General features: G+C 48.2%; 9 protein-coding genes. All 9 read left to right on the forward strand.

All coding sequences use genetic code 11. The features are described from left to right. The first annotated feature begins 50 nt into the window (after nt 1-50). Nucleotides 51-1685, forward strand: a complete 1635-nt coding sequence (locus JT717_RS11105; RefSeq protein ID WP_205510541.1) for a RagB/SusD family nutrient uptake outer membrane protein — start codon at nt 51-53, stop codon at nt 1683-1685. Nucleotides 1686-1878: 193 nt separating this feature from the next. Next, entirely contained in the window at nt 1879-2043 is a 165-nt protein-coding gene (locus JT717_RS11110; RefSeq protein ID WP_205510542.1) for a hypothetical protein, read from the forward strand. A gap of 117 nt (nt 2044-2160) precedes the next feature. Then, nucleotides 2161-3462, forward strand: a complete 1302-nt coding sequence (locus tag JT717_RS11115) for an NCS2 family permease (RefSeq protein WP_205510543.1) — start codon at nt 2161-2163, stop codon at nt 3460-3462. Between the two features lie 501 nt (nt 3463-3963). After that, on the forward strand, nt 3964-7233 hold the full coding sequence (locus tag JT717_RS11120; RefSeq protein WP_205510544.1) for a SusC/RagA family TonB-linked outer membrane protein: 3270 nt from the start codon (nt 3964-3966) through the stop codon (nt 7231-7233). An 18-nt stretch (nt 7234-7251) separates the two neighbouring features. Next, nucleotides 7252-8748 carry a SusD/RagB family nutrient-binding outer membrane lipoprotein gene (locus JT717_RS11125; protein ID WP_205510545.1) on the forward strand — a complete coding sequence of 499 codons (1497 nt, stop codon included), beginning with the start codon at nt 7252-7254 and terminating at the stop codon, nt 8746-8748. A gap of 180 nt (nt 8749-8928) precedes the next feature. Beyond that, nucleotides 8929-11253, forward strand: coding sequence for an arylsulfatase (locus JT717_RS11130; RefSeq protein ID WP_205510546.1), 2325 nt, complete (start codon nt 8929-8931; stop codon nt 11251-11253). Between the two features lie 153 nt (nt 11254-11406). After that, entirely contained in the window at nt 11407-12495 is a 1089-nt protein-coding gene (locus JT717_RS11135) for a sterol desaturase family protein (RefSeq protein ID WP_205510547.1), read from the forward strand. Between the two features lie 294 nt (nt 12496-12789). After that, nucleotides 12790-13071, forward strand: a complete 282-nt coding sequence (locus JT717_RS11140) for a hypothetical protein (RefSeq protein ID WP_205510548.1) — start codon at nt 12790-12792, stop codon at nt 13069-13071. A gap of 326 nt (nt 13072-13397) precedes the next feature. Then, complete coding sequence (locus JT717_RS11145) at nt 13398-15614, forward strand: alpha-N-acetylglucosaminidase (RefSeq protein ID WP_205510549.1); 2217 nt, start codon at nt 13398-13400, stop codon at nt 15612-15614. The last annotated feature ends 9 nt before the right edge of the window (nt 15615-15623 follow it).

Genomic DNA, 15623 nt, shown 5'->3' on the forward strand with positions numbered 1-15623 from the left:
TGTTTCATTATTGTATTCAAACAAAATAAGTTCACGCAACATAAATAATTATGAAAAAGATTGTAATCGCATTATCAGCTATCGCTCTGGCAGCTGGTGCGTGTACCAAACTGGATGTTACTCCGGAATCACAATACATAGATACCAATTTTCCAAAAACAGCGGCCGACTACCAGGCGCTGATCGGCCCCATCTACACGCAGCTCGCGAGTAAATACGCCATCGAATATTTCCGCATGCAGGAGCTCACCACCGATGAGGTAATATTACCTGGCCGTGATGGTAACTATGATGATGGCGGCCAGTACCGCCAGCATCATAACCACACCTATACCCCAGATCACCCGAACGTAAAGGATGTGTGGGAATGGGGATACGGCGCCATCAATACCTGTAACCGCGTATTGAGCAATATTGCCAATTCAACCCTGGCAGAAACAGATCCGGTTCGCGTCAATGCCGTTGCCGAAGTAAAGGCTATGCGCTCGCTGTTCTATTTCTTTATGATGGACCTCTATGGCAATGTTCCCATTGTTGACACCTTCCCGGTGCTCGCCCTGCCTAAAACCAGATCTAGGGCGGAAGTTTTTCAATATATAGAATCAACCCTCAAAGCGGTGGTGAAGAACCTGCCTGTTAAAAACGCCAATAACGCCACCTTAACGTACGGACATCCGACCCAGGCGATGGTATATGCGCTGCTGGCCAAAATGTACCTCAATGCAGAAGTATATACAGGCGCTGCCCGTAACCAGGAAGCTGTATCTATGTGCGACAGTGTTATTGCCAATACCCAATATAAGCTCGATGCCAGCTACGCATCGGTATTTGCGCCTGACAATGGCCCGAATGTTACGGAAACTATTTTTGCCATTCCTTATGACGCACTGCAGCTGGATGGTAACCAGTTCACCCGCCATGCGTTTATGGCTTATTTATGGCCTAAATACGGCGTACCCAGCAACCTGAGTATCTCCATCAGCACCACCCCCGAATTTCACGACAAATTCAACCTGGCCGGTGATGAACGCAACGATACCTGGCTGATCGGCAAACAGTATAACTGGGATGGTACACCGTTCACCATAAAGATCAAAAAGAAAGACCTGGATGCCAGCTATACCGGCACCAATAACGATACAACCTGGCAACTGGAGATCACCAAACCCATCATCATGACCGGTAAAAAACCGTTCGATGTAGGCAATGATTACCTGGCCCGTTGCATGGGCGTTCGTTCTATAAAATATTATCCTGATAAATCAACAACAGCGGCTACCCGCATGAGCGGTAACGATATGCCCATCTTCCGCCTGGCAGATATCTATTTAATGAAAGCAGAAGCCATCGTACGTGGCGCCTCCGCTACCACCGTAAACGGCGAACTGCAAACAGCGCTCGTATTGTTCAATAAAATACGCGCCCGGGCAAAAGCGCCACTAGCCGTTTCCGTTACACTCGATGAACTGCTCGATGAGCGCGGCCGTGAATTACACTGGGAAAACTGGCGCCGCAACGACCTGATCCGTTTTGGCAAGTATGAAGTGGAATATCCTATTCCTGGCGATGTAGCCACTTCGGGTTATACACCTGGTATGAATAAAGATATCCGCAGAAGAATATTCCCGATCCCTACGTCAGAAAGAAAACTGAATGCAAACCTGGATCAGAATCCCGGTTACTAATAATACCCACCTATGAAATGAACGAGTCCTCCGGAATACCGGGGGACTTTTTCTTATGCGGTGCTACCTAGCTGTCGCTTTTTCCTGTACTCATTGCTGCCTGATGCTGGATTGCTTCATGTCTTTTTCGCATTCCGTTTTGAACCAGCAAACCTTGGTTAAATACCAACCTGGACGTAGTTAAGATGAGGCAATGGGCAATCGGCAGTGGGCAACTGGCAATGGACAATGCGCAATGGGCAATAGGCAATGGGCAATCGGCAATGGGCAATGGGCAATGGGCAACTGGCAATGGGCAATGGGCAACTGGCAATGGGCAATGGACAATGGGCAATGGGCAATGGGCAATGGGCAATAGGCAATGGGCAACTGGCAATAGGCAATGGGCAATCTTGGCTCGGCAATGATTGCGCTGCCTCACTAGCTTGCAACAAGTTTGACCTGAATACAATAAACTTAAAGCTTATCTTCAGGCATGTTTTCAGCCAACACATCCCAAAACAGAACGGCATACAGTACCGAGATCATAGCCGGTACATCATCCTTCCTGGCCACTTCCTATATTATTGTAGTGAACCCATCCGTTCTTAGCCAGGCAGGCATGCCCTTTAGCGGGGTGCTCACAGCCACCGTGTTGGTTTCCTTCTTCAGCAGTCTGATGATGGGCTTGTATGCAAAGAACCCGGTGCTTGTGGCGCCTGGCATGGGCCTCAACGCTTTTTTCACTTTCTCTGCGGTCATCGGCATGAAAGTGCCCTGGCCTGTAGCATTGGGCGCTGTTTTCTGGAGCGGAATCATTTTCCTGATCCTGTCGGCCTTCAATATCCGGACTTATATCGTTCGCGCAATCCCCCGGCCGCTGCGTTATGCCATTGCAGCTGGCATTGGATTGTTCATAACCCTTATTGGTCTTGTGAATGCCGGCTTCATTGTGCACCATCCAGCTACGATCGTAGGCATTGGGAAATTACATCCTACCCTCCTTACATTTCTCGCCGGATTACTCTTTACCGCCGTGCTGGTAATCCGGCAGGTGAAAGGCGCTATTCTCATTGGTATTGTATTCACCACACTGGCTGCATTGCCGCTGGGCCGCTGGTGGGCCACGGAAACAGCTCCTTTGATACACTGGAAAGGATTGTTTGCTGCGCCGGATTTCAGTCTTGTTCTGAAGCTCGACCTGGTAAACTCCCTGCAATGGTCTGTAGTACCGGTGATCTTTGCCTTTGTCTTTACCGATATGTTCGACAGCCTCTCTACCCTCGTCGGTTTATCGGAAGCTGCCAACCTGCTCGATGAGAATGGCGAACCACGTAATATAAAACCTGCACTAATAACCGATGCTGTTGCCACTACCCTGGCCGGATTGGTAGGAAGCAGCCCGGGTACGGCTTATATTGAATCTGCTGTAGGCATTAAAGAAGGTGGCAGAACAGGGCTTACCGCCATTACCGGCGCCATATTATTCTTACCGTTTTTATTTCTCGCGCCGCTATTGTCGGTTGTGCCGGCCATTGCCACTGCACCGGCATTGGTACTGGTAGGTGTGTTCATGGTTCAACCCGTAACAAAGATCAACTGGCTGCAACTCGATGAAGCCATACCGGCTTTCCTCGCGATGGTCATCATTCCTTTTGCTTACAGCATTACCCAGGGCATCATCTGGGGTTTTCTTAGCTGGACGGCTATTAAACTGATTATTGGGAAAAGGAAGGACATTTCCTTAGCACTTTGGATCATAGATCTGTTCGCAATACTTGCTTTAATTCTTGAGTAGTTAGCGGTTACCAGTTACCAAAAGCCTCTAAAGCTGATACAGGTTACATAAAAATATAAGTCCATTATTTTGGTGGACTTATAAAAAGATAGTAATCTTGTACCATCAAGTATAAACGAGGGATCTCCGGAACCCTATCCGGAAGCTGTTTTCATCAGCATAAACAATTAATAATGTATATCGCGAAGTTTACCATACACGTCTGTTGTTGTATTAGCTTCTGTTGCTGATCCCCGATTGCATTGCCTTGCACAGCCCTTACCTCATACCGGTAAATACCAACTCTTCACATTAAATACATAAAAGATGTTTCAGAATTCATCGTGATGATTCCAGACCAATGAACATGCGGTTGAGTAAGCGCATGATAAGACGGCAAAAAAATGGCCGGAAACTGTTCCAGCAGTCCCGGCCTGGCAAATAAAAGGCTTAGCGATCACACCACACCAGCTATAATTAGCCAGGTGATGGCATCTTTTTTCATTCACCAAAACAAAGATAATGAAGAAGGCGTACTACTTACCAATCTTCGTTCTTCAAACTGCTCTTTTTAATTCCGTAATGGCACAAACCAGTCCTGACACTGCACCACCTGTTGATGTACAAAAAGGACCGGTTCAAAATATATCATTCGGTGGAAAGATCCTCGATGAAAAGAACCGCACGCCGCTGACCGGCGCTACCGTGCACATCAATGGTACCACCCACCAGGTATTGACCGGCGATCATGGCGAATTCAGTTTTCTGACCGGGCAACGTTTACCGGCCACGCTCACCATCAGTTATGTCGGCTATGTTACCCGCGTATTCACGGTGTCAGCAAAATATACAGAGATCACTTTACCAGAGAAAAATAAACACCTCGATGAAGTTGTTGTAACGGCCGTAGGTATTAAACGCAGCGCCAAAGCGCTTAGTTATAGTTTGTCGGAAGTGAAGGGTAAGGAACTGGTACAATCGCGGGAAGCCAATGTGGTAGCCGCTTTGAGCGGCAAAATAGCCGGTGTGCAGATCAACAGTTCGGGTGGTTCGCCCGGCGGTTCTTCATCTGTAAAGATCCGGGGAAACAGCTCCCTGCTCGGTAACAACGCGCCTCTCTTCATCCTGGATGGTATTCCGGTCGATAACTCCATCCAGGACATCTTACCCTCTATCACCAATTCGGTTTCCCTGGCAACGCCCAGCAACCGCGGTATCGATATCAACAGCGCTGATATTGCCAGCATCACCGTATTAAAAGGTCCAGCCGCTGCTGCGCTCTATGGCATCCGTGCATCGAATGGCGCTGTAGTCATCAATACCAAGAGAGGCAGCGCCCTTACCGCTAAAAAACTGCAGGTAAGCTATAGTGGTTCCTTTACCGTGGACGAGATCAACCGCCGCATGCAGCCCCGGCAAACCCAATTCTCCAATGGCCTGGGTGGTAATTATTTTCAACCCGGCATCACCGGTTCCGATGAGAATTGGGGCGCCCTGATCGACACGCTCACCTACAGCAACCAGCCGAGTAATTTTGACAAGAATGGTACGATCGTTGGCCAAAGCAGTCCGCTCTCGAATGGTATACCCGTGAACAGGTACAACAATATAGATAACTTTTTCATCAATGGTTATACGATTGATAATAATATCAGCCTCTATGGCAATACCGGTAATGCCGGTTATTATTTCTCCTATGGCAATCTTAAACAAACCGGGATTATTCCTACTACTGATTTCTACCGCTATACTTTCCGCTTCAATGGCGATTATACGGTGAACGATCAATTGAAACTATCGGGCGGGCTCAACTATATCCAGGATGGCGCGCATAACCGGGCGCTGATGGGCGGCTTTAATACGAATGTGGTGCGCGCCCTGGTAAACTCGGCTGTTAACTTCGATATCACCAACGGGTATAAAGATGCCTGGAAACATCCGGAAGCATACAAGCTGCCCCCAACGGCCGCAAAACCCTGGGGCGACAGCCGCTCCTATGCCAATGGTATTGGCTGGGATAATCCCTACTGGTCATTGAACATGAATCCGCAGCATGACCAATTGAACCGCTTTATTGCTTTTGCCGAAGCTAACTATGATATCAACAGCTGGCTGAAAGCAACGGCCCGCTATGGTATCGATAATTATACCGATGTAAGAAAAGGCGCCTGGAGCCGCGGCACATCAGGCATATCTACCGGCACCATCAACGATGTAAATTTCAGCCGCCGGGATAATAACCTCGACTTTCTCTTATCATCGCAGCACCGACTTACCAATGACATCGACCTGAATGTGATCACCGGTTACAATTATTATAGTTCCTACAGGAACCAGATCAATACCCGCGGCGATGGTTTGACCATCCCCGGTAATTTCAATATCAGCAATGCGTCATCCACCCAAACCGTGAATCAAACGATCAGGAAGAAACTGGTGGCCGGTTATGCCGACATCAAACTGGATTACCAGAAATGGCTTTACCTCGAACTTACCGGCCGTAATGAATGGACCAGCACGCTTCCCAAGGGAAAGAACTCCTTCTTCTACCCTTCTATCGGCAGCAGCTTTATTTTCACCGATGCCCTGCACCTGCATGGCAGCACCCTGAACTTTGGTAAGATCCGCGCCACCTATGCCCAGGTAGGCAATGACGCAGATCCTTATTCGCTGGATACTTACTATGGCACCACTGCTGCCAGCGGCTGGATCCAAAGCGGCATCAGTTTTCCGTTCAATGGTCAAACCGGGTTGAGCTACAGCACTACCATCGGGAACGCCAACCTGAAACCGGAAAGAATAAGCACCTGGGAATTGGGCACAGAATTACATTTTGGCAACAGCCGTACCATCCTCGACGCGGTGTACTATAATAATAACAGTAAAGACCAGATCATTCCGGTCTCCCTGCCCGGCTCTACCGGCGCACAATACACGCTCACCAATGCCGGCAGTATCACCAACCAGGGCATTGAAGCATCGCTGCAACAGTATTTTATCAAAAAGAAAAAACTGAGCTGGAGCGCCACCGCCATCTTCAGCAAGAATATCAGTAAGGTCAACTACATTACCAACACGATCAATAATGTGATCCTGGGTGGCATCTGGATGGAAGCCCGCGGCCAGGCCGGTGACCCTTATGGCGTCTTTTACGGCATTGACGTAAAAAGAAATGAAGCCGGCAAAGTCGTGATCGACGACGAGATCAGCAGCAGTAACTATGGCTACCCCGTGGTAAATACCAGCTTTACGAGGATCGGTGACCCCAATCCCGATTTTAACCTCGGCTTAAGGAATGAGTTTAAATCGGGTCCCTTCACGCTTTCCTTTCTTGTGGACGGACGTTTCGGGTTCGACATCTTCAATGCGCCGAAACTGCAAATGGTATTCAACGGCGTGGATGCGTCTACTGCAGAAAGGGGGTCTACTACCGTATTTGACGGGGTTACGGCCAGCAAGGGAGAACCCAATACCATCCCGGCGCTTTTGTCGCAGGCCTGGTACCGGAAGACCTTCAGCATACAGGGCCTTTATATAGAACACGATGTGTACTGGGTAAAGCTGAAAGATGTTAACCTTACCTACGAGTTGCCTGCCAAAATAATAAAGCCCGCAAAGATCTCGGCGGCCAGTGTTACGCTCACGGCCCGCAACTTCATCCTGGGCACCAATTACAGCGGCAGTGACCCTGATCTGGGCACCCGTAACGGCCTGGCGAATTTCTCCGGCATCGATTTCTGGACAACCCCCAATACGCACAGCCTGGGCCTGGCCCTGAACATCACTTTCTAACCCAATAAAAATACAACCATGAACATACGTTTGAATCATATACCAAGCATGGTCGTTCTTGCCGCCTCGCTTATCACAGTAAGCTCATGCGATCTGTCAAAGACCAATGTTAATCCCAATGCTTCCACGGAAGTTTCCCTAAGCGCGGTATTGACCGGCACCGAAGTTTCGCTGGCCTTCAATACCGGCATCAATGCGGGCTTACTGACCAATATATATACGCAACAGGCGGCCGGCGCCAATGGCGATGCCGCACCCTTTGATAACTATACCACCTCGCCGGGCTATTTCAATGGCACCTGGGTGGGTTATTATACCAATGCGCTCACCAATCTGAAGATCATTCAACAAACTGCTGCCGATCAACAACTGCCTTATTACAGCGGCATTGCGCGCGTATTAACGGCTTTTTCCTATGCTACGCTGACCGATATCTTCGGCGATATTCCCTTTAAAGAATCGTTATATGGCAATGGTATTACCAACCCGGTATACGATAAACAGGAGGAGATCTATAAATACTTACAATTGCAGCTCGATTCTGCCATCGGCGATCTGTCGCAGCCGCTGGCTGCCAACCAGGGCGCTGTTCCTTCCTCAGACGATGTCATATTCAAGGGGGTGATCCAAAACTGGATCGCGACTGCCTATACTTTAAAGGCCCGGTATGCCATTCACCTGAGCAAGATCGATGCAAATACCGCCGCCCAAAAAGTGCTGGAATACCTGTATAACGGTAATAACTGGCGCGGCATTTCAGGTAATGCTGCTGACGCACAGGTCGTATTTGGCGCTGCTACCACCAATGCCAACCCATTTTACCAGCAGAATACCAACCGGCCGGGCTGGATCGGTTTGGGCGCATCCTTCGTGAACCTGTTAAACGGCAATAAGGTCACTGATGCGAACACCAAACCCGAAGGCGCATATGTAGATCCCCGCCGGGCCTATTTTGCCACGAATTATCCCGCCGGCAGCAGCACCTACCAGGGAAGTATAGCCGGCGTACCAGGCGCCTTCTCCCGTATAGGCCCCTATTACGGTACAGCCACATCACCGGTAATACTTGTAAGTTATGCAGAAGCCAAATTCCTTGAAGCGGAAGCGCGGCTTATTTTAAATGCAACCGATCCCAAAGCACAAACCGCACTGGAAACGGCCGTACGCGCTTCCTTTGCCAAAGTGATCAGCAATAGCAGTGATCCTTATGCCACGCAGCAAAAACAAAACGACTATATCGCCGCGAAGGCCAGGCTTACCGGCAACTTTGCCACCGACCTGGAAACCATTATCACGCAGAAATACATTGCCCTGTTCCTGCAACCGGAGGTTTGGTCAGACTACCGCCGTACAGGCTACCCGGCGATACCGCTGGCGCAGAACGCCACCCATAGCGCCAATCCGAATGGACATATACCCCGGCGTATTCCGTATCCGCAAAACGAAACCTCGCTGAACCAAAACACGCCGCCCGGTTCCAATTATCAATCGCCCAGGTTGTGGTGGGACAGGTAAGAACGATGTGCTGATGTGCTGATGTGCTGATGTGCTGATTTGCTGATGTGCTGATGTGCTGATGCAATACACCGTATACAATGTGATAATTTGATAATGTGATAATGTGATAATTGAATACAGGGATTCACCATTGACCATTCACCATTGACCACCATTAAAAAACCAAGAACAACTCAAATGAATAAACAAACACTAATAAAGCTACTCGCAACGACGATACAGGTTGCTGCGGTAAGCTCCTTAATGGCGCAATACAGCCCGGTACAATCATTTGCCGGTAAAGCGGGCAGAACCCTGTCGGAAACAACACCGGGCAATAGACCTTTTAATCCGGTGGCGCCTAAGCATGCCCCCAACATTGTTTATATCTTACTCGATGATGTGGGCTTTGGCGCCAGCAGCGCTTTTGGCGGTTTGGTGGAAACGCCCACCTTCGACAGCCTGGCCAACAACGGGCTTCGCTACACGAACTTCCATACCACCGCCATCTGCTCCCCTACCCGTGCCTCGCTGTTAACAGGCCGCAATCACCATTCGGTGAACGTGAATACAGTGATCGATCTGGCCGTTGATGCGCCGGGGCACCATGGCTATATGCCTTTTGAAAAAGCCACTATTGCCGAGATAGCGCGTGAAAATGGCTATAATACATTTGCCATTGGGAAATGGCATATAACCCCTACCCCCGACCTTACCGGCGCTGGTCCCTTCAACCGCTGGCCAACCGGACGCGGCTTCGATCGCTTCTATGGATTTATGGCCGGTGAAACAGATCAGTATACGCCCATGTTATGGGAGAACACGTCGAAAATAGAACCCGATCTGCAAGGAAAACACCTGACCACCGTACTGGTCGACAAAGCGATTGAATATATTGCCGGTCAAAAATCAGCAGCACCTGATAAACCTTTCTTTCTCTATCTCACACCAGGAGCAACGCATGGTCCGCACCAGGTTGACCGGCAATGGATCGATAAATACAAAGGCCGTTTTGATGCGGGCTGGGATAAATACCGCGAAGAAGTGCTGGCGCGGCAAAAGAAGCTGGGCCTTGTTCCTGCCAACACAACATTACCGGTTCGCAACCCAGGGGTAAAAGCATGGGATTCGTTATCGGCGGTAGAAAAGAAGGTATTTGCCCGTTTCTTCGAAGCTTATGCCGGTTTCCTCGCGCACACTGATTTTGAAATTGGCCGGCTCATCAATTATCTCAAGACCATCGACCAGCTCAACAATACCCTGGTTGTATTGATCATTGGCGACAATGGCGCCAGTAAAGAAGGTGGCATTACCGGGCATGCGTATGGCATCAATGAATATATCGATGGCAGTTTGTTCACTGAAAGATACGAAGACCGCATCCGGGACATCGAGAAACTGTATGATGATATCGGCACTTCCAGATCGGGTCCTAATTATCCGGCCGGCTGGGCACAGGCAGCCAATACCCCTTTCCGTTGGTTAAAGCAGGATGCCAACAGTGAAGGCGGCACCCGTAATCCATTGGTCCTTTTCTATCCCAATGGAATTAAAGAAAGAGGTATCCGAACGCAATACTCACATATCAACAGCATAACACCTACTGCCATTGACATTGCAAAACTTACCGTACCAGCCGTGATCAATGGCTATAAACAGGAACCGCTGGAAGGCATTAGCCTGGTCTATACCCTTAGCAATCCGAAGGCGCCCGGCCAACACCATGTACAACATTATGAGATCAGTGGCAGCCGCTCAATTTATAAAGACGGTTGGAAAGCGCAGGTCTACCATCGCAACGGCACTTCTTTTGCGAATGACAAATGGGAATTGTATAATCTGCAGGAAGACTTCAACGAACAAAAAGAACTGTCAGCTGCTTACCCCGAAAAATTAAAAGAACTGCAGGCGCTCTTTGAACAGGAAGCGCAGAAATACAATGTATATCCTTTGCTCGGTGATACGACCGTTCGCAGTATTCAAAAACTCACCAAAGGCCCCTTCGATGTACGGCGGCAGGCCGTCCTGTATCCGGGTCTAACCCAGTTGCCCAATCGCGCAGGCCCGGCACTCTACCAACACTCCTTCAGCCTGAAAGCCGATGTGGAGCTAAGCGGCAACAATACAGAAGGTGTGTTACTGGCCACCGGCGGCCGCTTCACAGGATTCAGCTTCTTTGTGCATGAAGGCAAATTGAAAGTGGCGCACAACAATAATGGCAAACTGGTATACCTGGAATCTACGCAGCCACTACCCCTGGGCAAAGCGGTTTTACGCTATGACCTTATATACAAAGCTGCCAAAAACCTGACTGATGAAGCCGGCACGGAAGCTTTATACATCAACGATGTAAAGGTCGCCGAACGCACCATCACGAAAGCCGATGCTACCATTATGCCTTATGATGAAGGGCTGGATGTTGGTAAAGACAATGGTTCTGCCGTAACGCCGCTGTATAAATCACCCTTTGTATTCACCGGTCAGTTGAATAAAGTGATCGTTGAACATAATTCATTACCATAAACTATTTACCATGACGCTTACAGATGTTGTTATTATATCAAAGAAGATCGCCGTTGGCATCCTGGTTTTCCTGCTACCGCTGGCGATTATAGCCGGTGGTATCTGGCTAGCCTATACCTTATTTCAATAACCAATTAAACAAAGACTTATAGTATGAAATCAGCACCAACACTCACCCAAAAAATAAGCCGCGATGCCCTGATCAGCATCTTTATCTATGCATTGCCGGTCGTACTGATGTTCCTAAGTTTTTATGTAAGCGGTGTACGTCCCTGGGAACAAAGTACCAGTACAGAACTACCGTTTAAAGCGCCCTGGTTCATTGAAGCCGTTTTTAAAAACCTGCGCACCTGGGGCTTGCCTGTCATTATGATTGTGGTGGGTATTATTGAGTTTGCAGTGGGATTGTATGAAAACAAGTGGACAAAGAACGAGCGCATACTGGATATCGTATGTTTCATTGTACCTAAGATCGTGCTCAGACCGCTGATCGCTTATTTTGGATTGAAAGTATTACCTGTCATTTTACCGGGCGGTAAGGATGCTTTTGCCTGGATCCCGTTCTGGTGGGGATTTCTGATCATCGCTATTGCGGATGACCTCACCCAATACTGGTACCACCGGCTGCACCACCAGCTGCCTTTCCTCTGGCGTTTTCACCGCACCCATCATTCAGCCCCTTATATGGGCATGGCCATGGCAGGCAGACAGAATATTATTTATACCATTTTCTTTTCGCAGATCTATTTAACAACTTCTCTCACCTATCTGGGTCTTGGTTATTCTGCATTGTTTGTTTCCGGTATCAAATCGCTGATTACCACGGGAGCGCATTCAAGCATACCCTGGGATAAACCTTTCTATACGATCAAATGGTTAAAACCGGTGGGCTGGGTGCTCGAAAGGCTTATTTCCACGCCGGCTACTCATCATGCGCATCATGCGGATACTACCGACGATGGGGTCGGTCATTACAAAGGCAATTTTGGGAATATGTTCTTTTTGTGGGATGTCATTTTCAAGACCGGGATCATTACCCGCCAGTATCCGAAATCATATGGGTTGAAACATTACAAAGAAGAAGAATGGTATGCGCAGTTCCTGTGGCCAATTTTCAAATCGAAAAAAGAAGGCAGTGAACTGGCAGCGAATGGACCGGAAGTAGGTGATGAAGTGGAACAATCAAAAGAAGAACATATAACGCCTGCCGCAACCGTGCTTAGTCCAGGCTCACCCGTATAATGTAACAGCAGAAAGCTTTGATTCTTGTTTCAGCTTCCGTTGACCGTTTAAACCCCTGCCTGTTTAGCATGGTTCAGGTGGGGGCAATCGGTTTTAACAATTGTAAGGTCTTTGTTATTATATCCCCATTACATCATATTGGCACGCTTTTTTAATAGTAGAGGCCGTTAAACAAATCAGGTATATTCAAATGAATTGAGTTAGATTTTCATAGCGATAATTAATATTAACATAAACATCCGGTAATGAATTAGTGAAGCCGGTGCATTTACTTCAAACCATTAAATAAACTATATGAACACGTTTACTGCCCGCGTTGAATTGCATAGTGCGAACCCCAACGATTATAACAACCTGTACACTGAGATGCAGAAGGAATCATTTATAGCTGCCGGCGAAAAAGCGGAAACCGGCAATGTAGAGTTCAAGAGCAAGGATAAATTGTCGATCAGGGATGTGATAGATGCAGTTGTTCGGGCCGCTTCCAAAACAGGCAAGAAATTTTCATTCACTGTAATGAGAGATAAGAACCTCGATAAACTGGAAAGCAGAATGCGCTATCACTTACAGCATTGATCCTTTTTCAGGATGATCATTTTGAAGTAAAGTGATCTTTACTCAGGCATATGAAGTAAGATATAAGAAGTAGGATGTAAGAAATAGGAAGAGAACCTATTCTGCGTCCTGCTTTTTATTTTGAACCGCCTTCTTCCGGCCTCCTCCTTCCTGCTTCAATCACGTATCCAGCAGCAGCATCAAGCATTATCGGTATTTCCCAGCTTTTACTACGAAACCGGTTTCGTGATAAACTGCCATGTTTGGCCGGGCCTTTTTGGCTGTATATAAAATTGGATTTATCTTGACGGCCTAACCCTTTTGGTATGATAACCGGGAAACGATCTATGCTAAAACAACTCAGAAAACCCCGTACGATTGGCCTGCTGCTCAGCCTGGCGCTGCTATTGCCTGTAACAATGTCGGCCCAACTGAATGTAAAAGCTTCTTATGCACTCATTCAACGCGTAATACCAAAACAGGCCAACCATTTTATCGTAGAAGAAATAGCGGCCGAAAACGGAAAAGATCTTTTTGAAGTGGAGAGCCGTGGCGGTAAAATTGTACTTCGTGGTAATAATGGTACTTCAGTAGCTTCTGCATTATATCATTACCTCACTGAATATTGTCATTGCCAGATCACCTGGAACGGCACTAACCTGGCATTACCGGCCAAACTGCCGGTGGTAACAAAAAAAGTGCACAAGGCCACGCCCTATACTTATCGCTATTATCTCAATTACTGCACATTCAATTACAGCATGAGCTGGTGGGACTGGGATCGCTGGCAAAAAGAAATTGACTGGATGGCTTTGCATGGCATCAATATGCCCCTGGCCATCACGGGTGAGGAATACACCTGGTATGTGGTATATAAGGAAATGGGCTTTACCGATGAAGAACTGAAGAACTTCTTTAGTGGTCCGGCCTACTTCGCCTGGTTCTGGATGGGAAACCTGGATGCCTGGGGTGGTCCGCTGCCCATGAGCTGGATGAAAAGCCATGCGGCTTTGCAGGAAAAGATCCTGCAACGCGAAAGAGAACTGGGCATGAAACCGGTACTGCCCGCCTTCACAGGTCACGTACTGCCGGCATTTAAAAAGAAATACCCCAATGCAAAACTAAAAGCCACCAACTGGACGAATGGTTTTGCTGACACTTATATTCTGGATGCAGAGGATCCTTTGTTTGCCGAGATCGGAAAACGTTTCCTGCAAACCCAAACCAAACTCTTTGGTACCGATCACCTGTATTCTGCAGACACCTTCAATGAAAATGAACCACCCTCTGACGACCCCGCATTTTTATCGGCATTGAGCGCCCGCATTTATGAAGGCATGAAGCAGGCTGATACGGCTGCTACCTGGGTTATGCAGGGCTGGCTTTTTTATAGCGACCGTAAATTCTGGAAGGCGCCGCAGATTGAAGCCTTGCTTAAAGCGGTTCCTGACAATAAAATGATCCTGCTCGATCTGGCCGCTGAAATTGAGCCTGTTTGGAAACGCACTAACGCTTTTTATGGCAAGCCCTGGATCTGGAATATGTTGCACAATTTCGGTGGCAATGTGAATTTGTTCGGACGCATGGATGGGGTGGCTGCCGGTCCGGCTCAGGCATTGAACGATACCGCGTCGGGCAAATTATGGGGCATCGGATTGACCATGGAAGCCATTGAGCAAAACCCGGTATTATATGAACTGATGATGCAGCATACCTGGCGAACAACTGCTATTGACCTGGATAGCTGGTTACCTGAATATATCTTGAACCGTTACTCCAACGCCGGCAAGGAGCTGGTGAATGCCTGGCAGATCCTGCGGCAAACCGTATATAATGGTAAAGAGATCAGGGATGGCGCTGAATCGATCATTACAGGCCGCCCAACTTTTGACTCCACCACTGTATGGACCCGCACTAAACTGAACTACGCTCCGAAAGACCTGCTCCCTGCCTGGGACCTGTTCATAGGCGCAGCCGGCAAAGGCGTTAATACAGATGGCTTCCGTTACGACCTGGTAGATATTACCCGCCAGGTGCTCGCTAACTATGCCGCACCATTACACAAGAAGTGGGTGGCTGCCTATAAAGAGAAAGACAGCGCTGCTTTCAATAAATACAGCAAGGCTTTTTTGCAGCTTATCAGTGATATGGATCAGTTGCTGGCAACCCGCAAAGATTTTATGCTCGGCCCCTGGATATCCACAGCACGCAGCCACGGTACCACCGCTGATGAAAAAGCCTTGTATGAGCAAAATGCGCGCGACCTTATTACCTTGTGGGGCGATGCCAATAGTCCTTTGCATGAATACTCGAACCGCCAGTGGAGCGGCCTGCTGAATGATTTTTATAAACCACGCTGGCAGCAATTCTTTTCCATGCTGCAGCAATCACTGCGCACAGGCAAAGAACCCGATCTGAAACAGTTTGAAGAGAAGATCCGGAACTGGGAATGGAAATGGGTGAAGACGCAAAAGGCGTTTCCTGTTGAACCGGTTGGTAATAGTGTACAAGTGTCGCAGAAATTATATAGTAAATACAGGGAGCTGGTGGCTGGTAGTAAATAGCGAGTGGGC

It is taken from the genome of Longitalea arenae, assembly GCF_016924755.1.
GTDB lineage: Bacteria > Bacteroidota > Bacteroidia > Chitinophagales > Chitinophagaceae > Niastella > Niastella arenae.

What these genes read in the sequence shown, in the direction of transcription:
- JT717_RS11105 (WP_205510541.1), top strand. Translation starts at nt 51, where the DNA reads ATGAAAAAGATTGTAATCGCATTATCAGCTATCGCTCTGGCAGCTGGT.
- JT717_RS11110 (WP_205510542.1), top strand. Translation starts at nt 1,879, where the DNA reads ATGGGCAATCGGCAGTGGGCAACTGGCAATGGACAATGCGCAATGGGC.
- JT717_RS11115 (WP_205510543.1), top strand. Translation starts at nt 2,161, where the DNA reads ATGTTTTCAGCCAACACATCCCAAAACAGAACGGCATACAGTACCGAG.
- JT717_RS11120 (WP_205510544.1), top strand. Translation starts at nt 3,964, where the DNA reads ATGAAGAAGGCGTACTACTTACCAATCTTCGTTCTTCAAACTGCTCTT.
- JT717_RS11125 (WP_205510545.1), top strand. Translation starts at nt 7,252, where the DNA reads ATGAACATACGTTTGAATCATATACCAAGCATGGTCGTTCTTGCCGCC.
- JT717_RS11130 (WP_205510546.1), top strand. Translation starts at nt 8,929, where the DNA reads ATGAATAAACAAACACTAATAAAGCTACTCGCAACGACGATACAGGTT.
- JT717_RS11135 (WP_205510547.1), top strand. Translation starts at nt 11,407, where the DNA reads ATGAAATCAGCACCAACACTCACCCAAAAAATAAGCCGCGATGCCCTG.
- JT717_RS11140 (WP_205510548.1), top strand. Translation starts at nt 12,790, where the DNA reads ATGAACACGTTTACTGCCCGCGTTGAATTGCATAGTGCGAACCCCAAC.
- JT717_RS11145 (WP_205510549.1), top strand. Translation starts at nt 13,398, where the DNA reads ATGCTAAAACAACTCAGAAAACCCCGTACGATTGGCCTGCTGCTCAGC.